Consider the following 23,111-nt stretch of genomic DNA (forward strand, 5'->3'; position numbering starts at 1 on the left):
CGACTCCGCGCCCTCAAAGCCGCCACCCAAGCGATCCATCTCCGCCGCCGCGCGCTCAAAGCTGCCATCGAAGCGATCAATCATCGCCGCCGCGCGCTCAAAGCCACCGCCGAAGCGATCAATCCCCGCCGCCGCGCGCTCAAAGCCACCGCCGAAGCGATCAATCCCCGCCGCCGCGCGCTCAAAGCTGCCATCGAAGCGATCAATCATAGCCACCGCGCTCTCAATCCATCACACAACCGCCCATATCCACCCACCCCCTCACACCCATTTTTAAGGTATAATGAAAAGAGGAGTGAAAGGGGAATGACGGATGGAAACTAAACGAATTTTTATAGTTGAAGACGATCTGAAAATCGCGCAATTATTAGCAGATACCCTTCGGAAATACCAATATGAAGTCGCAATCGTCAAAGACTTTGAACGTGTCACGGAGGAAAGTAATGCATACGACCCGCATCTGATTTTACTCGACATCAATCTGCCTTCGTATGATGGGTATTATTGGTGCCGACAACTTCGCCAGCATACGATGTGTCCAATTCTTTTTATTTCTGCACGTTCAGGCGACATGGACCAAGTATTTGCACTGGAAAACGGCGGAGATGATTTCATCACGAAACCTTTCCATTATGAAATCGTTCTTGCTAAAATCAGGAGTCATTTGCGCAGATCTTTCGGTGAATATGCTCCAAGTCAATCAGAGCGTACGATAAAAAGCGGCGCGCTGAATTTATTCATCGAACGGATGGAGCTGCATATCGGGGATACGATTGTTCCTTTGCAGAAAAAAGAGTGCGTCATTCTGGAATTGCTCATTAACGCAATTCCGAAAGTGGTGACACGGGAAAAACTGCTCGAGGAATTATGGGACGACCAATCCTTTGTCGATGAAAACACGTTGAATGTCAATATGACACGAGTCCGAAAAAAACTCACAGATTATGGGGTCAAATCAACCATTGAAACCGTGCGTGGCGCGGGCTATCGGTTCATTCCCGCTCCGGAGGAATCATGAAGAGATTCACACTTTTCTTCAAAGAACATATACCGTTTCTTCTATTTCAAGGATTTCTTGTGTTATTCATCCTGCTGCTGTACTGGTTGGATGGCTTCCGCAACTATAACACGGCAATTTACGCCATCATCATCAGCATGTTGTTGACGGCGGGCTACCTTGGCTCGAAATTCGTCATGCGACGATCATTTTACACGGCAATCACAAGAAAACCGCACCAAATGGAGGATGCACTTATTCGGCATGCACAAGCGCCGGAGCACAAACAGGTAACCGATTTCATGCGCGATTTATATAAACTGTACCAAAATGAAGTCCAAACACTTTACGCATCGCAACACCGTCAACTGCATTTCATGAACCAATGGGTGCATCAGATGAAAACACCAATATCGGTCATCGGCCTTCTCTTGCAAGACGATGACGAACTGGATCGCAACAGCCTAGCAGAAGAAATGGAAAAGATAAGGAGTGGCCTGGACTCCGTTCTTGTCAATGCGCGGCTTGAAACATTCGAACGAGATATGCGAATTGAACAAGTCGCATTAAAAGGACTAGTACAGGAAATCGTAACGGAGCACAAACGGCTTTTCATCGCCAACGGAGTGTTTCCTATTATTTCAATCGATGAAACCTTTGAAATTACGACCGATATAAAATGGCTGAAAATTGTTATTGGCCAGTTTATCACCAATTCGGTGAAGTATACATTTGATGAAGGAAAAAAGGTCCATTTGACTGCGAAATGCACGGACGGGGGCATTCACTTAAGCATCCGTGACGAAGGAGTCGGAATTCCTTCAACCGACTTAAACCGTGTAACAAAGGCATTCTTCACAGGCAGCAATGGCAGATTAACAGGAGAGTCGACCGGAATGGGCCTTTATATTGCGTCGGAAGTATGCGAAAGACTCGGGCATTCGCTGACCATCGAATCAGAAGTCGGGGTTGGAACGACGGTAACCGTCCTATTTGAAAACGGAAAGGCAGGGGAGAAGGATGACGAAAAAGTCGATTGTGAAACTGACGGAAGTGACGAAAATTTATGAGGGAAAAGTAATGCACCGGGCACTGAATCGGCTTGACTTCGAAGTTGAAAAAGGCGAATTCGTTGCGGTCATGGGGCCTTCCGGAAGTGGAAAAACTACGCTGCTCAACCTTATATCGACAATCGATTTACCAACCTATGGACGTCTGTTGATAAATAACGTTGAACCGGAAACCCTTTCCCAAAACAAGCTGGCCCTTTTTAGACGACGTACTCTCGGATTCGTCTTTCAAGACATTAATCTCCTTCAAATGCTGACGGTCGAAGAAAACTTGGTCTTGCCACTGACCATCGATGGTCTACCCGTTCGGGAAATGGAAAAACGTGTCGCAAGTCTTGCCAAACAACTAGATTTAGCTACCATTCTGCATAGGCGTCCCGACGAGTTATCAGGCGGACAAGCACAGCGCACTGCTATCGGGCGAGCATTGATCCATCAACCGAAAATCATTCTTGCGGATGAACCGACCGGAAATCTTGATTCGAAATCGGCAAGGGACGTACTCGAATTGCTCAAAGCGATCAATCAACGTGAGGGGACGACTGTCATAATGGTGACGCATGACCCGATTGCAGCAAGTTTCTGTGACCGTGTGCTGTTTATAAAAGACGGTGAATTTTTCAATGAAATCTATAAAGATGAGCAGCGCCAGACGTTTTTCCAACGTATATTGAATGTGTTATCGCTTCTCGGAGGGAATGTCCATGACCTTTCGTCAGTTCGCTTACCGTAATGTCGTCCGCAACAGGCGTATATATGCCGCATTTTTCATGGCGAGTGTATTCTCGGTAACGGTATTCTTCCTGTATTCCATGCTACTGTTTCATCCGTCCATTGAAAACCGCTTTGTACAGGAAATCGCTGTCATGGGAATGGGAGCCGCAGAAATTATCTTATTCATATTTACACTCTTTTTCTTGTTTTATTCGATGCGCGCTTTTTTACATGCGCGGTCCAAGGAATTTGGTATTCTACTGCATTTAGGGATGGAAAAACGCCAATTGCAACGACTTATTTTTATCGAAACGATGTTCATTGGATTTGCGTCCATTGCTGCAGGTACGTTTATCGGTTATGTATTCTCTAAATTCTTTTTTATGATTGTACGGGAAATTGTTTTATTGCCTGCATTGCCGCTTTATTTATCCTGGGAACCGTTTGCACTAACGATTGGTGCATTTTTAAGTTTGTTCATGATTATTTCAATTGTTGCGCCTGTCTTCATACGAACGGGTGAAGCGGCAGATCTTATTCGGGGTGAAGCGAAAAGGCGCGGTTTGTACGGTTTCTCCAAAACACGGGGATATATGGGGCTACTCTTTCTCGGTTTATCATATGGGATGGCTGCCTCAACATCGAATTCAGTTGTTATCGGACTGTTATTTTTCCTACCTCCACTCGTTACGATTGGAACATTTTACTTTTTCACGGATTCCTTACCTTTGCTCCTTCAATTCATCCGTAACCGGAAACGTTTGTACTGGCGTTATTTCAGGATGTTGTCCATATCAGAAGGCAGTGTTCGATTAAGAGAGAACGCCCGCATGTTTTTCATCGTCACAATCGTCTCTACTGTGGCATTCATGTCGGTCGGTATTCTGGCGTCTCTTACTTCATTCGCTTCCCAATACAGGGAAATGCATCCACTCGGGCTCGCTTATAAAAGCATGCCGGAAAATGAACTTGAACGGCAACATATCGCTCAACTTGTTGGTGAATTGAATACAGCCCCTATCGATTATTCACTTGTTCGGTTTCAACCCCTTCAACAGACATCATCGTTTTCAGGGCAGCCGATAACGATGTTAAAAATCACGAATATCAACATGCTTGCCCGTTCGTTCGGGTACGAACCGATTGAATTGGCGGAAGGTGAAGCACTCTTTTTACCGCCATCCCCATCCTCTTACGAAGCACTGGATACTCGTAAAGTAATGACGCTTCTGGAGGAGAGTCGAGTCACTGTCGATATTCAGGGGGCCTATCCGTATCAGTTGTTTCCATCATACGTCATGGGGCAAAATACGATTGTCTTGAACAAACTGGATTATGATAAAGTAAAGGATTGGTCACTCAAAAATAATGGAGAACTCTTTACGTACTATGCATTCAATGTACCCGACTGGCAGCGTACGAAAGACATTGGAAAGTCAATCGATAAGTCGTTGGCGGAATCATTTCTAGCGGGGAAAGAGGATGCATTGCCCTACGCCTTTGATAATCCAGGCATGAGTTATTCCGTTATTCGGACGACATTTTCACTGCTGCTCTTTATCGGTTTACTTCTGGCGATGGTATTTTTCCTGGCAGCTGGCAGTTTCATCTATTTTAGGTTATATACATCACTCGATCAGGACCGCAAACAATTCGACGTACTTCGCCGCATGGGGATTACCGATAAGGAATTCAAAAAAATTGTCAATCGACAACTTATTCCGCAATTTTTCTTCCCATGGGGTGTTGCATTCATGCATAGTTCATTTGCATTTTTATCCCTGCAAGTCATTTGGGACGCTCTTGCGGAAATCTCGATTGTAAAAGAATTAGTGCTCGTCTTAGTTGGATTCACGCTTATGCAGATTGTCTATTTCTATTTGATTCGCTGGCGTTATCTTGCGCATATCAAAGGGGCGAGATAGTTTCTGCCAATTAAAAGCATCGGGACAGTTTAAGGCCACTGAAAAAGTCCGGTTCTTCAAATCCCGTTGATTTCCGTTCCGAGCGGACGCTTTCCACGGGCACGGCTTGGGCCTACAGGATGTAGGTCATGCAACCGTTGCGGCAGGACGCCGCGAACTTAGGTTGACTTCCTTAATGTTCCTGCGAGGTCTTCAGCACGTGCTGTTCCCGCAGGAGTCGCCGCTCTCCACTACAATCAACTAGTTATCACTATAAAAAAGAATTTTTTAGTAACCTCAAAAATTTCTGGTGTTTTTTTCATGGTTCATTGTATTATCAGAACTTTTCTTATATAATGATAAGGTGGAGTTATGAATGGTTATTCATTTTATAAAAGGGGATGAAATAATGAATCTAGTAACATGCGTGCAAGAGACGGCAAAATCGAAGCCGACTAAAACGGCTTATCATTTCCAAGGCAAAGACACTACTTACGCAGAATTCGACCAATCAGTGTCAATGTTCGCGACGGCTCTACAAGATTTAGGCATCGGTAAAGGGGACCATGTCGCTTTCCTTTTGGGCAATACACCTCATTTTCTTATCTCGCTTTATGCGACAATGCGGATTGGCGCTACAGCGATTCCAGTTAACCCAATTTACACGCCAGATGAAATTTCATACATTATACAAAACAGCGATGCCAAAGCAGTGATTGCACTCGACATGCTGCTTCCACTTGTTGAAAAAGCGGCAGGGGCTTTCCCGACTGTCGAACATTATATAATCTGCGAAACAACACCGGAAACACCGGCCAAAATTGCAGCATTGCCTGAAGCTGTTCACGCAAAAATTCGTCCGTTTTCACAACTGATTGCATCAGGGAAACCAGGCCTTGAACCCGTTGCTGTTGATGATAATGAAACCGCTATCATTTTGTACACGTCAGGCACAACTGGTCGTCCAAAAGGCGCAATGTTAACGCACGGCAATATCTATTCGAATGCACGTGACGTTGCGGATTACCTCAGCTTCTCAGAAGATGACCGCGTCGTGGCCACACTTCCAGTATTCCATGTATTTGCATTGACAGTCGTCGTCAACGCACCGCTAGTTAAAGGGGCGACGATTTTACTTGTGCCGCGTTTCTCTCCAACTGACGTGTTCAACGTCGTAAAAGAGAACAAAGCAACAATATTCGCAGGCGTCCCAACAATGTACAATTTCTTGTATCAATTCCCGGACGGCAAAGCGGAAGACTTCGACTCAGTACGAATTGCCATTTCTGGCGGATCTTCACTGCCGGTCTCACTGCTTCACGACTTCGAAGAGAAATTCGATGTGCGAATCTCAGAAGGATACGGCTTGTCCGAAGCTTCACCGGTAACATGCTTTAACCCGCTTGATCGCGACCGAATCCCTGGTTCAATCGGTACGAATATCATCAACGTTGAAAACAAAGTCGTCGACGAGTTGGGCAATGAAGTAGGACCTGGAGAAGTCGGCGAGCTTATCGTACGCGGACCGAATGTCATGAAAGGCTACTACAAAATGCCTGAAGAAACGGAAGCTACGATCCGTGATGGCTGGTTATACACAGGTGACATGGCGAGACGGGACGAAAATGGTTATTTCTACATAGTCGACCGGAAAAAAGACCTCGTCATCGTCGGCGGCTATAACGTCTACCCACGTGAAGTCGAAGAAGTTCTCTTCGCACACAGAGACATCGTCGAAGCAGCAGTCATCGGCTTACCGGACCCCGACTTTGGCGAATCCATCCTTGCATTCGTCGTCCTAAAAGACGGACTTTCTCAGGATGAAGCACAGCTACTAGACTATTGCAACAAGCGCCTAGCAAAATACAAAGTGCCAAAACGAATCGAATTCTTAGATGAACTACCGAAGAATACAACCGGTAAAATTTTGAGAAGATCGTTGAAGGATGTTGTGACTCAATAAGTGAGTGAAATGAATGGATGGATCTTCCCGGGAGTGTGGGGAGATCCTTTTTTTGTGTTGGTGCTATGATAGTTTTGCGGATTGCCCTTACAGTTTCCATCGTAGTCATGACAGTTCGGGGAATTGCGCTTACAGTTTCGCCGGGCCATGACAGTTTGTGGGATTGCCCTTACAGTTTGCGTTGGAGCCATGACAGTTCGTGGGATTGCCCTTACAGTTTCGTCGGGCCATGACAGTTTGTGGGATTGCCCTTACAGTTCCTTCGAGCCATGACAGTTTCCGAGATTGCCCTTACAGTTTGCGCTGGAGCCATGACAGTTTCTCAAATTGCCCTTACAGTTCCGCCGAGCCATGACAGTCTGTGAGATTGTCCTCACAGTTCACGTTGTAGCCATGACAGTTCGGGGAATTGCCCTTACAGTTCCTTCGAGCCATGACAGTTTCCGAGATTGCCCTTACAGTTTGCGCTGGAGCCATGACAGTTTCAGAAATTGCCCTTACAGTTTGCGTTTGGCAAACTTCATATGGTGGTATGTAGATATTCAGCCTTCTACTTTTTGCTTTCATTCGGAAATATGGAAGGAAATGGGATACTCGTTTGAAAAAATGGATGAAATCACTCAACTTTAGGTCGATAAACTTCATCTTTTAACGCATACTAATACTAGAGGTGAAGGATATGTATAAATTATTAACACATAATGACTTGGATGGCGTAGGTTGTGGTATTTTAGCGAAACTTGCATTCGGTAAACAAGTGAAAGTACGCTACAACTCTGTTGCCAGTCTCGATCGCGAAGTGGAATGGTCGTTAACAAATGACCCGAAGGACACGGTTTTATTCATCACGGATTTGTCCGTAAACGACAAGAATAAGGAACGACTCGAAGCGCGTTTTCAAGAAGGCGGAAAAGTCCAGCTGATCGATCATCATAAAACGGCTTTACCTTTTAATGCACATGAATGGGGACATGTCGTCGTTGAGGATGAAGAAGGGAAATTAACTTCCGCGACTTCATTATTATATGAATACCTTATTAACCAAAAACTATTGAGTGCATCAGACGCAATCACTGAATTTGTGGAGCTTGTGCGGCAATACGATACGTGGGAATGGGAGAAAAATGATAACCAATCGGCTAGGCGGTTGAATGCACTTTTCTATTTAATTTCAATCGAAGAATTCGAAGAGAAAATGATCAGTCGATTGAAATCAAGTGACCATTTCCATTTTGACGAGTTTGAAAACAAGATTTTAGATATGGAAGAAACAAAAACCGAACGCTACATCAAGCGGAAAAGACGGCAACTTGTTCAAGCCGAAGTAAACGGACTTTTTGCAGGCGTCGTTTACGCGGAATCGTATCATTCGGAGCTTGGCAATGAACTCGGCAAGGAATATCCACACCTCGATTATATTGCCATTTTAAATATGGGCGGCAAGCGGCTCGGATTCCGGACAATCCATAACAACGTCGATGTATCCGCAGTTGCCGGTCACTTCGGCGGGGGCGGGCATGTAAAAGCATCAGGATGTGTGCTGACAGAAGAAGCCTACAAACTGTTCGTAACAGACACATTCCACCTGGAATCCCTGCAAGAAGACGCAAAACGCAACCGCTATAATATGAAGGAGTCACCATTCGGTTCATTGTATAAAAACCGGTCAGACGAAGTCATTGTCCTCTCACCGGCAAACAATTCAACTTGGATGCTTGAAGTGGATGACACAAAAATCGAACAAACCTTCAACAGTTTTGAAGAAGGCGAAAAATACCTCAAAAGAAACTACCAAGGCTGGCTCATAAAAGACGACGATTTTGTGCGCTATTTAATGGATCAAGTTAAAAAGTAACAGGATGAAACCCCTTTCCAGTAAGCGGAGAGGGGTTTTGACTTGGATTGCTATGACAGTTTGAACCTGTATATGTTGAACAAATGATCCTTGATAATCCCCAGAGGAGACATCCCCTAGTGACAAAGCGGTGTTGAAAGAATCCTCTATTTGTTAAGTAGCGACAGCGACAATATATTCATCAGAAAAAAATCATTTAAATGGCAATGAAAATGATTATCAATTACAATAGAGAATAGTAAGTAAAGTGGATGGGGGATGTGCAATTTGTTCGTTCAAATGAGAAAAATGGTAGTTACAGAAGGCAATGCTGACCAAGTCGTGAAACGTTTCAGTAAAGAAGGCATCATTGAGAAGCAAGAAGGATTCATCGATGTAAATGTGATGGTGAAAAAAGTCCGACGCGGGGACGAAGAGGTAATTATTATGGTTCGCTGGGAATCGGAAAAACATTGGAAGCAGTGGGAAAAGAGCCCCGAACATATCGCAGGCCATAAAGCAAAACTTGGCCAGCCAAAACCGGACTATATCGTTAGTTCGGAAGGCGCCCTATATGAAGTGAAGGCTGTCAAAAAGGCGGCACCAAACTCAACAGTTGATTTAGTATAAGCAATGACCTTGTTTTTACGAATAATTGCTCCACACAAAAGCGCCGACCTATAAATGGGTCAGCGCTTTTCTATCGTCAATCAGTGGGACGTTGACGGAAATCCCGGTGGTTTTTGGGGGTTAACTGTCGACCGAAGGAATGACTGGGGTTTCGATCTGCCCAATCGGGTTTTCCACGCGGATCTTGAGCGTGTAAGTTACTTAAATCAGTAGGGGTGACTTTTTGCATAACTTTTCGAATTTCATCTTCGAAAAATAGGGACATGTCCATTCTCCTCTCCTTCTTATTGAGAGGAAGAAATTTGTCAGTAAACACATTTTCATCCTCTCTACCTAGCATACGTTGTCGCAGGATGAAGGCTAGGGACGAGTGCTTACTATTTGAAAATAAAGATTAGTAGTAAGTATCTAATAGTGTTATTTCAGCGAAATTTTTGAAACCTTTATCGCCTTCTACCGTCTAGTTAATTACGATAGGAGGTTTTTGGCATTCGAAAGATTTTTGGTTTACTGCTAATAATTGGCCTATGCCTACTAAGTGTTATTCTCTATAAAACATTTACAAGTTCAGAACCTCCAAACCTGACTGTGACGGTTGGGGACACGAAAATACCGACTACGCAAGGATCCTATTGCTGGAAAGGTACGATTTCATGGGGGAGTTGTGTGGATAAAGTTTATTCAACCCCCTTGGAAATGGCAGCAGAACATAAACCAACCAAAGTCATGCCTAACACCGAGATAACCATTCAGTTCGCGAAGAAACCGATTAAAGAAAGTCTGTCTATCGAACAATGGACAAGTGTGAAAGATAGCAAGAAAATCGAACTGAAAAATAACAAACTCACCGTGCCGGCCGAAAGTGGCGTATACGTCTACCATATTAGCGCCAACTGGAAACAAGGCGATGGAAACTATGATTTTTCGATAGAAGTGGAATGAAAACGCTTGGAGAATCCGGGCGTTTTTTGTATGGTGAAATTAATTGCTATACTATCATTCACCATATAGCCATGACAGTTTCCAAGCTTGCCTTCACAGTTCAACGCCTAGCCATGACAGTTTCCGAAATTGTCCTTAGAGTTCCTAGACACAGTCCCTTTTAAAAATGAATCTATCTTTCCCCCTCCTCAAATAAAGGAAAACTGTTGCGAATGTCGAAATAAGTATACAGAGAAAACTTAAGGGGGAATGCAACATGGAAAAACGCAAAGTACAAGCAGAGGATCTATATAAATTGCAATCAGTGACGAATCCTGTCCTTTCGCCGGATGGCAAGGAAGCAGTGTTCGTGAAAACGCATATCGATGAGGAAGACAACAAATACGTGGCGAATTTATTTCACGTGTATCTAGATTCAAACGAAGTGACGCAGTGGACATATGGCAAGAACAACGTCTCCTCGCCGGCTTGGTCTGCAGACGGGAAACAGCTCGCATTTTTGTCGAATCGTGAAGACAAGAATCAGGTCTTCATCATGTCAGCAAAAGGCGGAGAAGCGAAAAAACTGACGGCATTTGAAAAAGGTGTCTCAAGCTTTCTATGGTCGCCCTGCGGCACGAAAATATGGGTGAATGCCCCAGTCAAAGAAGGCAAGAAATTTATCGACAAAGAAGAAAAAGACGACAAGAAAAAGCCTGAACCATACCGCACATCGAAAATGAAATACCAAATGGACGGAACGGGTCTACTTCCGCAAGACGCATTCCGCCAAATTGGTGTTTTCGACATCGATTCGGGTGATGTGACACCGTTCACGGAAGGCAATCATCAGCATGGCCTGCAAGGGATTTCGCACGACGGCAAAAAACTAATCATCGGCGTTAACCGAGAAGAGAATCAGGATTTCCAATTCCGCCAACCGCTCTTTATCGTCGACATTGAATCGAAAGAAGAAACGGTTCTAATCGATGAAGAAGGCTATTTCGGCGGCGCACGGTTTTCATTTGACGACCGTTATATTGCCTTCATAGGTGCGGACCAAACATTCAAAAACGCGACACATAGCAATCTGTACATCTACGATTCACAAGACGGCACGACCATCAACTTGACGGAAGGGTTGGACGCACCAGTGGGAGACAGCGTTGTTGCGGATCACCAGCAAGGCGCGGATGCACCAAGCGTTGAGTGGACGACGGACAATCATCTGTACTTCCAGTTATCCACAATGGGCGATGTCCGTCTCTATTTCGCATCACTTGAAGGCGAACTCTATCCGGCAACCCCGGAAAATGAACATGTCTATGGCTATGCCGTTTCAACGGATGGTGAATTCGCATTGATGACGGTCAGCAATTCGGTCAATCCAGGTGAATTAATGAAACAGACAATCGCGACTGGCGAACGACAAACACTTACTTCATTCAATGAAAAATACCTAGAAGAAGTGGCACTAGTTGAACCGGAAGCAATCATCTATAAAGGACCAAAAGACTGGGATGTACACGGTTGGCTCATGAAACCGGCGGGCTACGAAGAAGGGCAGAAATATCCGCTAATCATCGATATCCACGGTGGACCACATGCGATGTTCGCCAATACGTTTTTCCATGAAATGCAGTTACTGGCGGCAAAAGGATACGGCGTGTTGTATGTCAATCCACGCGGTAGCCACGGCTATAGCCAGGAATTTGTCGATGCGGTACGCGGTGATTACGGCGGGGGAGACTATGAAGATATCATGGCTGGACTGGATTACATCCTTCAGGAAAATGCCTGGATTGATGCAGACAGACTTGGCGTAACGGGCGGCAGCTATGGCGGCTTCATGACGAACTGGATCGTCGGCCATACGAATCGTTTCAAGGCGGCGGTGACGCAACGGTCGATTTCGAACTGGATCAGCTTCTTCGGCGTATCCGACATCGGCTATTATTTCAGCGATTGGCAAATCGGCACGGACATGATGGACGTCGAAAAACTGTGGCAACACTCACCGTTGAAATACGCGAAAAACGTGGAAACACCGCTGTTAATCGTCCACTCAGAGAATGACTTCCGCTGCCCAATTGAACAAGCGGAACAGCTCTATATCACATTGAAAAGCATGGGGAAAGAAACGGAATTCGTTCGCTTTCCTGACTCAGATCACAACCTATCGCGCACCGGTACGCCGAACTTGCGCATAGCAAGACTCGACGAAATCACCGGTTGGTTTGCGAAACACCTTTAAAAACCGGAGGAATATACGTGACTTACACAAACAAAGGCGTAACCATCCGCCCCATCAAAGAACAAGACCTACCACGAATGTGGGAATTAAGTTTCAAAAATGAAAATCCTGAATGGAAAAAATGGGACGCACCGTATTTCGAACACAAAACGATGACCTATGAAGAATTCTTAACAGGCAAAGATAAAATCATCGCACAAGATGATTATTGGAGCATACTTGTAGACGGCGAACTAATCGGCACAATCAGCTACTACTGGGAACACCAACCATCCCTATGGCTCGAAATGGGCATTGTCATCTACGAACCGAACTATTGGAGCGGGGGCTATGGAACAACTGCACTCACAATGTGGATCAACCATTTATTCAACGAAATGCCGTTGGTTCGTGTCGGTTACACAACATGGTCCGGCAACGCGCGAATGATTAAAGTCGGTGAAAAACTCGGCATGACCATGGAAGCGCGGTTGCGAAAAGTCCGCTACTGGAACGGCACGTATTATGACTCCATTCGAATGGGCATTCTTCGTGAAGAATGGGATGCAATCAAGTCTTTATGAAACAATGAATCTATAAACGAATAAGCGAGCCATTCCGTCTAATCGGAGTGGCTTGCTTGTTTTATACCATCCTGAACACCAATGGGGTTAAGAACATATTTTGCAAAACAACCATGAACAGGTATACTAAATGGGAATAGTGGAGAACAAGTAGGAAGTTGCGATATTGGTTTACATACGGAGGGAAATGAATGGCGATACATAACGTAATGGAAGATGTTGTACACGACGTGCTTCATACATATAAAGACCAATTGCTTCCAACATGCAACTGTGAACGATGCATGGAAGATATTATGGCAATCGCGCTCAACCAATTACCCGCACGCTATATCGTAGATGAAAAATACAGTCCGTATATTCGCGCGACACATGAAACAGATCGGCAAGGAGCCACGAATATTTTAGCAACCGTTACACATGCAGCAACCCTAGTTTCGAAAAATCCACGCTGTCCAACGATGAATCCTGATCTATCTGAAAAGACCTAGTAACATTCCATTTATATAATCAAAAAAACGGATAGGAAGCAGGCACACAGTCCGCAAACCCTATCCGTTTTTTATTGCAATCCAACACTTACTTCCCTTTGAACACCGGTTTCCGCTTCTCCGCAAACGCATTCAACGCTTCAATACGGTCTTCAGTCGGAATCGTTAGTTCATACGCCTTCCGCTCAATAGCAAGCCCCGTCTGCAAATCAACATTCATACCGTGCTTAATCGCAAATTTCGCCTGTTGCAACGCAATCGGGCCATTCGCTAAAATAGCGTTTGCGAAATCAGACGTTTCTTGCAGTAAGTTGTCAGCCGCAGTCACTTTCGTCACAACTCCATAAGCGAGTGCTTCAGCAGCCGTCAATTTTCGCGCCGTCAAAATTAGTTCAAGCGCCTTCGCTTCGCCAATCAGCCTAGGCAAACGCTGCGTACCACCCGCACCCGGAATAATCGCAAGCCCCGTTTCTGTCAATCCCATTAGTGCCGAATCTGCCGCAATCCTGAAATCACATGCAAGAGCCAGCTCCATCCCGCCGCCAAACGCAAAGCCGTTCATCATCGCAATTGTCGGTTGCGGTAAGTTCTCAATTGCCGAAAAAACTTCCCCGATTTTATACACATTGCGCTTCACTTGTACATCCGTCAGCGTCTTGCGCTCCTTCAAATCCGCCCCTACACTGAAAGAACGATCTCCAGAACCTGTAAAAATAACAACCCGAATATCCGGATTAATACGCATCGATTCAGTAATATAACTTAGATCGGCTAACATTTCATAATTAAAAGCATTCATCGCCCCCGCACGATTAAGCGTCACGAAAGCAATATTCCCCTTTTGTTCATAACGAATAGTTTCCATTAAATTTCCCCCTAGTAAACAAATAGTTCTATAGAAAATATACCATTATTCCGAATTGGATACTACTTTAATAGAATGATATTTTAGAAGACTAATTGGATAATTTGTCGAAGTTTGTTATACTAATGTCAAACGAGGTGAAGACGATGAATGTATTTGTTGGTAGGCAACCTATCCTAGACGTGAACGAAAAAATATTTGGGTATGAATTACTATATCGGAACAGTGAAAAGAATTTTTTCCCTACAATTGACCCGAACCAGGCGACGATTGGATTACTCGTAAATACATTTCTTTCAATCGGTATCGACAATGTTGTGGGTAATTGTGTATCGTTCATCAATTTTACGGGTGAATTGCTTGCGCAAGATCTTTTCAGTAGCTTGAATCCTGATCAAGTCATCGTCGAAATTCTCGAAGACGTCGAAATTACCCCATCACTTATTTCAAAATTATACAAACTGAAAAATGATGGATTTAAATTAGCATTGGATGACTTTATTTTACAAGAACAATATCAAATACATACCAACCTGTTCAATCTCATCGATTACATAAAAGTCGATTTCCTTCATACAACACTAATTGAACGACACAAAATCGAAAACTTCGCGAAAAAGCATCCACATATTGCAATGCTCGCTGAAAAGATTGAAACGAAAGAAGAATTTTTAGCTGCGAAAAAGTCAGGCTATACCCTATTTCAAGGTTATTTCTTTTCGAAACCGGAAATTATAAAACGTTCAGGGATACCATCAAACGCAAATCTCCATTTACATATCATCAATCAGATTACCAAGGACACGCCAAATATCGGGAATATTGCGGATCTAATCATGCATGACGTTTCATTGTCCTACAAAATGCTTCGGTTTATCAATACACTGGCATTTGGTGTTCCAAAACAAATAAATTCCATCAAACAGGCCATCGTCATAATCGGCCTGCGTGAAACAAAGAAATGGATGTACGTCCTTGCGCTTCAGGAAATAGGAACGGGAACAACCAAAAACAACGTCAAGGCGCTTATCGAATACTCCCTTACACGCGCAAAAATGTGCGAACTTCTTGCCAAAAAAGCAGGCAAGAAAAACGCAGACGAATACTTCCTTGCCGGCATGTTTTCACTAATCGACGTCATTATGAACCAAAACTGGGAAGACATTTTAACGCACCTACCTCTGTCGAATGGCGTCGCGCACACCCTCACAGGACAGAAAACGGAAATCACTCCATACCTCGAGCTCACCAAAGCTGTCGAACGCTTCGATTGGGTTTCAGTCGCCCGTTATGCAAATGAAATCAATATCGACTCCGCCGAACTAAGCAAGTTTACCCAACAAGCCAACTGCTGGGCACAATGTTTGGAATGAAATCGACCGTCTTCTTCTATTAAAGGGGAAGGCGGTTTTTAATGGATTTTGCTGAAGCGGGGCATGACAGTTCTTGGTGGAGCCATTATAGTTTGTACCCGAGCCATGACAGTTTGCCAAATTGCCCTCACAGTTCCACCGCGCCCTTACAGTTTCCGAGATTGCCCTTACAGTTCGCGCCCGAGCCATGACAGTTTGCCAAATTGCCCTCACAGTTCCACCGCGCCCTTACAGTTTTCGGGATTGCCCTTACAGTTCGCGCCCGAGCCATGACAGTTTGCCAAATTACTCTCACAATCCGCCAAATCCCCTTCATAATTTCCACGTATCCCCACAATTCCGGATTCCCATTTCACACGTAATTAGGTAGAATAGAAAGTAGGAGTTGATATGTATTGAAAACGGCAATTGTCACAGATAGTACGGCATATTTGCCGGCACACAAAATGCAGGAATTGGATATTCGGATGATCCCGCTCACAGTAACAATCGACGGGAACACCTACGACGAAGAAATCGACATCAGTGCAACTGACTTTTACGATAAAGTGCGTGGCGACGGACCACTGCCAAAGACATCCCAACCACCAATCGGCAAATTTGTCGAACTGTTCGAATCACTAAAAGGCACATACGACGCAGTCATTTCCATCCATCTATCAAGCGGCATCAGCGGTACTTACGCCGGGGCAGGACAAGCAGGCGACATGGTGGACGGCATTGACGTCTATCCATTCGACTCGGAAATCTCTTGCTACATGCAAGGCTTCTACGTACTTCGCGCAGCGGAAATGGCCCAACAAGGCGAAACGCCGGACGCCATCATGCAAGAACTGGCAGAAATGAAAACAACAATGCGCGCCTACTTCATGGCGGATGACCTGACCCATTTACAACGCGGCGGCAGACTAAACGGCGCACAGGCATTCATCGGTGGACTTCTCCAAGTAAAACCGTTGCTTCATTTCAAAGATAAAATCATCGTCCCATTCGAAAAAATCCGCACCCGTAAAAAAGCGATGAAACGAATCGCGGACATGCTCGCAGAAGACGCAGCACATATGCCGCTCGAAGCAGCCATCATCCACGCCAACCGACCAGAAGACGCCGCAATCTGGCAAGAAACACTTTCCGCCGAACTCCCAGAAGTCCAATTTACCATCAGCCACTTCGGCCCAGTAATTGGGACGCACCTTGGAGAAGGTGCTATGGGATTAGGTTGGGTTAAAAGAAAAGCTCAGGGCGCTAGCTGATAGCACCCTAAACAGCTCAACAAGAAAATCCCAAACAATCAAAACAAAAGGAGTGCTGCAAATGCAAAACCCATTCGACCCAGCAATCAGAGACTTCCTCACTGGCCGTATATGGCTGCGTTTGCACACGCCTTTTTCAATCGAAACAATCGACGAACACATCGAAGCCGGGCATATACAAACAATTCCAGGTATCATATCCACAAAATCACTAACACGCCAAACCAATCATTTCTGCAACCGTTGCGAGAACACTACACCATCACGATTCACCACATTCAACTGCGCAAAATGCAAAGGCCCTTGCACCTACTGCAGGCACTGCCTCAAAATGGGGCGCGTTTCAACCTGCACCGAACTCATCGTCTGGAACGGCGAACCGCCCACATACCCGACAACGCACTCACTCGCATGGCTCGGAACACTCACACCCAGACAGCAACAAGCATCCAATGAGCTGACAACCAGCAACCAAACCAACATACCGCATCTAATCCATGCCGTCTGCGGATCAGGTAAAACCGAAATCCTATTCGAACCGATCCACAAACTGCTAACTGCAGGTAAACGGGTCTGCATCGCTGCACCACGCGTCGACGTCATCCTTGAACTCGAGCCACGCCTGCGCGCAGCATTCCCACAAACCGCAGTCGAAGCGCTCTACGGCGGATCCGAATCGACAACCGCATCACCGCAATTAATCCTGGCGACCACACACCAGCTTTACCGTTTCCGTCACGCATTCGACGCCATTTTCGTTGACGAAGCAGACGCCTTTCCATACACAGCAGAAGAAACACTGCAACGAGCCGTCCGAAAAGCTGCGAAACCGCAAGCGCCCGTCCATTTCGTTACGGCCACACCGTCGGACAAACTGCTAGCCCATATGAAAAAGATAGGCCATATTTCAACTATCAACCGTCGTTACCACGGCCATCCATTGCCCGTTCCACGCTACGACGCGCTTTGGAACTACACAAAACGAATACAAAAAGGCAAATTACCCAAAAAACTGACGGAATGGACCCAAGCACGTCTTGACAAGAACGAACCGTTTCTTATTTTCTTCCACACCATCAAACTCATGGAACAAGCAGAACCTTTATTTCGCCAATTAAATCCGAAAATAGCCGCCGTCCACGCAGCGCATCCCGACCGTAAACAACATGTCCAAGCGCTGCGAGATAAAAAAATCCCGGGCTTACTCACAACAACCATCTTAGAACGGGGCATCACCATCCCGAACGTTCAAGTAGCCGTCGTTGGAGCCGAACAACTTATTTTCAATAAAGGGGCGCTCGTCCAAATCGGCGGCCGTGTCGGTCGATCTGCACACTATCCAACAGGCGATTTCGTCCTCTTTCACCACGGCATCACCTACGCCATGGACGAAGCGAAAAACGAAATTATCCAGCTGAACAAAGGAGGCGTCCCGACATGAACGAATGTTTGCTTTGCGACAGCACAATCGCATCTACACCAACATGGAAAGCACTGTTAGGACTCGACGATACAACAATCATTTGCCAAGACTGTTCAAAAAAGTTCGTTCATGCCGAAATAAGAAATGACACAGATGAACTACTTGACCAAGTCACCTCGCTCTATAGTTACAATGAAGCAATGCGCGACTACCTGCACCAGTTCAAATTTCTACAAGACATCGCGCTGGCAGGCATCTTTGCGCATGAACTGCACGCACAGCTAAAAGGGAACGCAATCATCTGCCCAATTCCGATGCATCCGCATAAGAAAATCATGCGGACATTCGCACCGGTGGACGAACTGCTGACAAGTGCACGCATCCCGTTCACCCATCTATTAGAAAAAACGGGAACTGAGTCAATGGGGGAGAAAACGAAAGACCAACGCCTGGTGATGAACCCCTTATTCGCACTAAAACCGGGAACAATGATACAACCAACTACGTATAGACTAGTAGACGACATCTACACAACAGGCACAACGCTCCGCCACGCAGCAACCGTTTTAAAACAAGCAGGCGCCAAGCGGGTGGAAGCAGTCACATTAATCCGTGCCTAACAACGAATCGATAGGGGAGAATAAGAATGGCTGAACTACGGGATTGCCCGACATGTGGCGGATTTTTCAATTACATAGGCATACGCGACGTCTGTGGGAAATGTGCAACAAACGAAGAGAAAATGTACGAGGAAGTCTACCGTTTCCTGAGACGCCGTGAAAACCGCGCGGCCAACATCGAACGCATCGTTGAAGTGACCGGCGTGACGGAATCCCTACTACACAAATGGGTGCGAAAAGGCCGACTCCAACCCGCATTATTTCCAAACCTTGGATACCCGTGCGATAATTGTGGCAAGCTAACAAAGAAAGGCAAACTCTGTGATAGCTGCCTTGGAAATCTCAATAATGACCTAAAAACATTTGAGGCGGCAAAGGAATTCAGAGAAGCCATAGAAAAATCAGACAGAGCGACATACCTTGCAAATCAAACTAAAAAATGAGCAGAAGCCGGCAGTTTTTCACCTGTCCGGCATTTTTCATAAAATAAACCCTAAACGTTCACAATATAAAGCCGAAATAAGAAGTATGAAGATCATCTATCTATTCCGACCAGCACAAAGTGTACGATGCAAACCAGCGAAGGCGCGTCAAAGGGGTAGCCGAAGCAATAAGACTGACAGTGAACTTCTGTCCGGCTTATTGCGGGAGGCATCCCCAAGCGCCGAAGCGGGTTCAATGGATTTACTATATTCCAGGCCCAGGTTATACGATGCAAACCAGCGAAGGCGCGTCAAAGAGGTAGCCGAAGCAATAAGACTGACAGCGAACTTCTGTCCGGCTTATTGCGGGAGGCATCCCCAAGCGCCGAAGCGGGTTCAATGGAGTACTTTGAATCTGATGCCAAGTACTGCCATCGGACGTGTGTAAAAACCGAAAGGAGAGATGTCAAATGAAAATAAACAAAATCAACCTACCAGCCATCAACCCATACAAAGCCAACCAACTAAAAACAGAACATGCACAACAAAAAGCAAAATTGCAAACAGACAAACTCGAAATTTCACCTGCAGCCAAAAAACTATCCGAAACATCAACATTCACAACACAACGCAACGAACGCGTCCAACAACTAAAAGCGGACGTCAAAGCCGGCACATATGAAATGGATGCCGACAAACTCGCTTCCGACCTCATCGACTATTTCAAACTGTAAAACCAGCACTGAAAGAAAGCAGGAATCCAAATGCCTATCAAAACAATCTTGGCGTCCCTCGATAGCCTCGAAAAACTGCATAGAAGCCTCTTACGGCTTGCATACGACAAAACTACCCTTATCAAAAATGGTGAAATGGAAAAACTCGACCAACTGCTAAAAGACGAGCAAGCCCATCTAGCAGCCATCGTTCAAATGGACACTGGCAGGCAGACCGCCGTCACTAAGTACTTAACTGATCAAGGACGATTAGTACCGACAAATCCCACAATTGCCGACTTACTAGACAATGCGCCAGAAGCGGACAAAAAAAACCTTGAGGAGGCGAGAGACCGTCTCCTGCATGCGATTCATGACTTGAAAGTCCAAAACGACCTGAACCAGAAACTGACCTACCAATCCCTTCAGTTCGTGAATCTGTCGCTGGACATGGTCCGACCGCGTCCCGAATCAGCCAACTACTCCAAAACAGAAGTCAATGGCAATAAAAGCACGAAAAAACAAGTCACATTCGATTCACAAGCATAAGCTTGAGGGGGTAAAACAATGTCCACATTCATGGGACTCGAAACAAGTAAACGCGGCCTATTCACACAACAATCCGCACTCTATACAACAGGACATAACATCAGTAACGCCAACACACTTGGCTACTCGCGCCAACGCGTCAACATGCAGGCAACAGCCGGATTTCCCGGAACAGGACAAAGCGTTGGTACAATGCCCGGATTCATCGGAACAGGCGTCGAAGCCGGCTCCATCCAACGCATCCGCGACGGTTTCGTCGACCAACAATACAGGCAGGAGAACAACAAACTCGGCTACTGGGAATCCCAAACAAAAGCGATTTCCCAAATGGAAGACGTCTTGAACGAACCTTCCGAATACGGGCTTCAGAAGTCACTCAGCGAATTCTGGCAATCATTACAGGATCTCGCCGTCAACCCGGAAAACGGCGGTGCCCGCTCAGTCGTCGTTCAGCGTGGTCAAGCAGTCGCAGATTCCTTCAACTACATGCACAAATCATTGACGGAAATCCAGACGAACCTTGGAAAAGAAATTGATGTATCGACAGTCCAAGTCAACTCCATCCTTAAACAGATTTCAGAACTGAACAACCAAATACAAAAAGTGGAACCGAACGGCTATTTGCCGAATGATTTGTACGATGCAAGAGATGCACTTTTAGATGAACTATCAGGCTACTTCCCGATTGAAACGGAAAGCAAACCATCAGGCGGACGTGCCTTGGCGGTTGCCGAAGGTTCCGTTACGGTGTCGATGAAGATTAATGGTGAATCAGTGGTTCTTGTCGAAGGTAGACAAGCTGCAACGCTAGAAACAAATCCAAAACCGCTTGTGGGCGAGGATAAGAGTAATCTACCGATAACTGGAATAACGATAAGCCCAGTTAGCGGGGAGGATTCCATTCCACTTGGGCACACGGATCTCCTGAATTCCGGGAAATTGAAATCGATGATGAATGCATATGGAACTGCTGACGGTGGGGCAGGCGGTGCAAAAGGGCTTTACCCAGACATGATTACAAAGATAAATGACATGGCAAAAGCATTTGCAGAAAAATTTAATGAAATTCATAGAGGTGGTTCCGGCTTACCACCGGAAAACGAATCAGGCATTAACTTCTTTTCACCATGGGATGAAACTAATGTTGCTACTTCTTCAACACTGACGGCTGGAAATATCAAAGTAAATGATTATATCTTGGCAGATTCTTCTCGTTTAGCAGCTTCAACTGTACCAAATGAAGAAGGAAACGGAAAAAATGCAAAGCGACTTGGAGAGGTCCAATTCGATGCATTGGATTCACTCGATGGTGCAACCATCCAAACCTACTTCCAAGGCGTCATCGGTCAACTTGGCGTAGACGGCCAACAAGCTGAACGAATGACATTCAATACAGAAACGTTAAAAGGAGCAGTCGAACAGCGACGTGCATCTATCAGCTCCGTCTCACTGGATGAAGAAATGACAAACATGATCAAATTCCAACAAGCCTATAACGCATCCGCACGAATGATCACCGTCGTCGACGAAATCCTCGACAAAATCATCAACGGCATGGGCCGAGTGGGTATGTAAGAAGGAGGAAGTTAAATGCGCGTAACACAATCAATGCTATCCAATAATATGCTCAGGAATCTTACCTCGAGCTACAACAAAATGGGTAAACTACAAGACCAACTAAATACAGGCAAAAAAATTAATCGCCCATCAGACGATCCTGTTGTAGCCATGAAAGGCATGGGCTACCGCATGCAAGTCGACAAAGTTGAGCAATTCAAACGCAATCTTGGTGAAGTTCACAACTACCTGGATAGCTCGGATGACGCACTTGATGGAGTAGGGCAGGCACTTAAACGCGTACAGGAACTAACTATAGACGCTGCGAATGGCACAAAAACAGATGACGACCGTCAAAAAATCTTGAAGGAAATCGAACAACTCCGAGAACAAATCCGTGATCTAGGAAATACGAAAGTCGGGGACAAATACTTATTTTCCGGAACCAAAACGGGTAGCCCCCTTTTTGAAGGTGATCCAACGACTATTGGAGGGGTGTTACCGTCCAATCCACCTGGAAAACCAGTTGAAGGATTTGAAAGCGATGTATCTATCGAAGTATTCGATGGGGTAGAACTCAAAGTAAATACAAACGGCTATAAATTATTTTCTGAAGTAGACGACATGATGGACAAACTTATAACGAGTATTAAAACAAACGAAGGAAGTACGGCAATCAGTGATCACTTGTCTTCAATTAGTAAGGCACAAGACAGTGTCCTAGAAACCCGTGCCGACATCGGCGCACGTCAAAACCGAGCCGAAATGATGTCAAATCGACTAGACTCACAAGAACTATCCGCCATCAAACAAATGAGCGAAAACGAAGACATCGACTACGAAAAAACCATCACTGAAATGCTTACACAAGAATCCATCCACCGTGCAGCACTATCAGTAGGCTCACGCATTATCCAACCGTCTCTAGTAGACTTCTTGCGTTAAGAATCTACATCGAACACCCATATAAAAAATCCTGGAAAGCGTTTGGAAAC

Annotated in this window: 23 protein-coding genes; 20 read left to right on the forward strand and 3 right to left on the reverse strand. The window is 45.4% G+C overall.

Translation table 11 applies throughout. From position 1 onward, the window contains the following. Positions 1-210, reverse strand: a 210-nt coding sequence (locus FILTAD_RS04880) for a hypothetical protein (protein WP_203229653.1), incomplete at its 3' end; no start/stop codon positions are given. A 103-nt stretch (positions 211-313) separates the two neighbouring features. On the opposite strand from FILTAD_RS04880, the gene FILTAD_RS04885 reads away from it, so the two are divergent. From FILTAD_RS04885 to FILTAD_RS04915, 7 genes are all read left to right on the forward strand, one after another. Next, a complete protein-coding gene (locus FILTAD_RS04885; protein ID WP_124069396.1) occupies positions 314-1,018 on the forward strand; it encodes a response regulator transcription factor in 705 nt (234 codons plus the stop codon). Further along, the gene (locus FILTAD_RS04890; RefSeq protein WP_124069397.1) at positions 1,015-2,067 is read left to right on the forward strand and encodes a sensor histidine kinase; all 1,053 of its coding nucleotides are present in this window, start codon (positions 1,015-1,017) and stop codon (positions 2,065-2,067) included. Before FILTAD_RS04885 ends, FILTAD_RS04890 begins: the two co-directional genes overlap by 4 nt. Further along, positions 2,018-2,800 carry an ABC transporter ATP-binding protein gene (locus FILTAD_RS04895; protein WP_124069398.1) on the forward strand — a complete coding sequence of 261 codons (783 nt, stop codon included), beginning with the start codon at positions 2,018-2,020 and terminating at the stop codon, positions 2,798-2,800. The genes FILTAD_RS04890 and FILTAD_RS04895 overlap by 50 nt, the downstream gene beginning before the upstream one ends. After that, on the forward strand, positions 2,772-4,706 hold the full coding sequence (locus tag FILTAD_RS04900; protein WP_124069399.1) for an FtsX-like permease family protein: 1,935 nt from the start codon (positions 2,772-2,774) through the stop codon (positions 4,704-4,706). Before FILTAD_RS04895 ends, FILTAD_RS04900 begins: the two co-directional genes overlap by 29 nt. Before the next feature lie 388 nt (positions 4,707-5,094). Beyond that, positions 5,095-6,648, forward strand: coding sequence for a fatty acid--CoA ligase family protein (locus tag FILTAD_RS04905; protein ID WP_124069400.1), 1,554 nt, complete (start codon positions 5,095-5,097; stop codon positions 6,646-6,648). Positions 6,649-7,327: 679 nt separating this feature from the next. Next, on the forward strand, positions 7,328-8,503 hold the full coding sequence (locus FILTAD_RS04910; protein WP_124069401.1) for a DHH family phosphoesterase: 1,176 nt from the start codon (positions 7,328-7,330) through the stop codon (positions 8,501-8,503). 267 nt (positions 8,504-8,770) lie between these two features. Further along, positions 8,771-9,112: an antibiotic biosynthesis monooxygenase family protein gene (locus tag FILTAD_RS04915; protein WP_238988149.1), complete on the forward strand. Its 342-nt coding sequence runs from the start codon at positions 8,771-8,773 to the stop codon at positions 9,110-9,112. A gap of 76 nt (positions 9,113-9,188) precedes the next feature. Here the strand turns inward: FILTAD_RS04915 and FILTAD_RS04920 are convergent, their stop codons facing one another. Beyond that, positions 9,189-9,383: a hypothetical protein gene (locus FILTAD_RS04920; protein ID WP_124069403.1), complete on the reverse strand. Its 195-nt coding sequence runs from the start codon at positions 9,381-9,383 to the stop codon at positions 9,189-9,191. 395 nt (positions 9,384-9,778) lie between these two features. Here FILTAD_RS04920 and FILTAD_RS04925 point away from each other — a divergent pair, with 395 nt between their 5' ends. The 4 genes from FILTAD_RS04925 to FILTAD_RS04940 all read left to right on the forward strand — a co-directional run bounded on the left by FILTAD_RS04925 (position 9,779) and on the right by FILTAD_RS04940 (position 13,341). Next, a complete protein-coding gene (locus FILTAD_RS04925) occupies positions 9,779-10,054 on the forward strand; it encodes a hypothetical protein (protein ID WP_124069404.1) in 276 nt (91 codons plus the stop codon). Between the two features lie 256 nt (positions 10,055-10,310). After that, positions 10,311-12,287, forward strand: coding sequence for a S9 family peptidase (locus FILTAD_RS04930; protein ID WP_124069405.1), 1,977 nt, complete (start codon positions 10,311-10,313; stop codon positions 12,285-12,287). Positions 12,288-12,364: 77 nt separating this feature from the next. Beyond that, positions 12,365-12,850: a GNAT family N-acetyltransferase gene (locus tag FILTAD_RS04935; protein ID WP_238988150.1), complete on the forward strand. Its 486-nt coding sequence runs from the start codon at positions 12,365-12,367 to the stop codon at positions 12,848-12,850. A 191-nt stretch (positions 12,851-13,041) separates the two neighbouring features. Continuing rightward, positions 13,042-13,341 carry a late competence development ComFB family protein gene (locus FILTAD_RS04940; RefSeq protein WP_124069407.1) on the forward strand — a complete coding sequence of 100 codons (300 nt, stop codon included), beginning with the start codon at positions 13,042-13,044 and terminating at the stop codon, positions 13,339-13,341. Positions 13,342-13,429: 88 nt separating this feature from the next. On the opposite strand, the gene FILTAD_RS04945 is transcribed toward FILTAD_RS04940, so the two are convergent. After that, positions 13,430-14,206: an enoyl-CoA hydratase-related protein gene (locus FILTAD_RS04945; protein WP_124069408.1), complete on the reverse strand. Its 777-nt coding sequence runs from the start codon at positions 14,204-14,206 to the stop codon at positions 13,430-13,432. 146 nt (positions 14,207-14,352) lie between these two features. Here FILTAD_RS04945 and FILTAD_RS04950 point away from each other — a divergent pair, with 146 nt between their 5' ends. The 9 genes from FILTAD_RS04950 (at position 14,353) to flgL (ending at position 23,061) form a co-directional block, all read left to right on the forward strand. After that, positions 14,353-15,579: an EAL and HDOD domain-containing protein gene (locus FILTAD_RS04950; protein ID WP_160117564.1), complete on the forward strand. Its 1,227-nt coding sequence runs from the start codon at positions 14,353-14,355 to the stop codon at positions 15,577-15,579. 395 nt (positions 15,580-15,974) lie between these two features. Further along, positions 15,975-16,832 carry a DegV family protein gene (locus tag FILTAD_RS04955; RefSeq protein WP_124069410.1) on the forward strand — a complete coding sequence of 286 codons (858 nt, stop codon included), beginning with the start codon at positions 15,975-15,977 and terminating at the stop codon, positions 16,830-16,832. Positions 16,833-16,893: 61 nt separating this feature from the next. Next, positions 16,894-18,273, forward strand: a complete 1,380-nt coding sequence (locus FILTAD_RS04960; RefSeq protein WP_124069411.1) for an ATP-dependent helicase ComFA — start codon at positions 16,894-16,896, stop codon at positions 18,271-18,273. Beyond that, positions 18,270-18,875, forward strand: a complete 606-nt coding sequence (locus tag FILTAD_RS04965; protein ID WP_124069412.1) for a ComF family protein — start codon at positions 18,270-18,272, stop codon at positions 18,873-18,875. Before FILTAD_RS04960 ends, FILTAD_RS04965 begins: the two co-directional genes overlap by 4 nt. A 26-nt stretch (positions 18,876-18,901) precedes the next feature. Continuing rightward, positions 18,902-19,318, forward strand: a complete 417-nt coding sequence (locus FILTAD_RS04970; protein WP_124069413.1) for a TIGR03826 family flagellar region protein — start codon at positions 18,902-18,904, stop codon at positions 19,316-19,318. A gap of 449 nt (positions 19,319-19,767) precedes the next feature. Further along, positions 19,768-20,031 carry a flagellar biosynthesis anti-sigma factor FlgM gene (gene flgM, locus FILTAD_RS04975; RefSeq protein WP_124069414.1) on the forward strand — a complete coding sequence of 88 codons (264 nt, stop codon included), beginning with the start codon at positions 19,768-19,770 and terminating at the stop codon, positions 20,029-20,031. Positions 20,032-20,061: 30 nt separating this feature from the next. Next, the gene (locus FILTAD_RS04980; protein WP_124069415.1) at positions 20,062-20,559 is read left to right on the forward strand and encodes a flagellar protein FlgN; all 498 of its coding nucleotides are present in this window, start codon (positions 20,062-20,064) and stop codon (positions 20,557-20,559) included. Positions 20,560-20,577: 18 nt separating this feature from the next. Further along, entirely contained in the window at positions 20,578-22,134 is a 1,557-nt protein-coding gene (gene flgK / locus FILTAD_RS04985; RefSeq protein WP_124069416.1) for a flagellar hook-associated protein FlgK, read from the forward strand. A gap of 15 nt (positions 22,135-22,149) precedes the next feature. Next, the gene (flgL, locus tag FILTAD_RS04990; protein ID WP_124069417.1) at positions 22,150-23,061 is read left to right on the forward strand and encodes a flagellar hook-associated protein FlgL; all 912 of its coding nucleotides are present in this window, start codon (positions 22,150-22,152) and stop codon (positions 23,059-23,061) included. The last annotated feature ends 50 nt before the right edge of the window (positions 23,062-23,111 follow it).

The sequence above is a fragment of the Filibacter tadaridae genome (assembly GCF_900609045.1).
GTDB classification, from domain to species: domain Bacteria; phylum Bacillota; class Bacilli; order Bacillales_A; family Planococcaceae; genus Sporosarcina; species Sporosarcina tadaridae.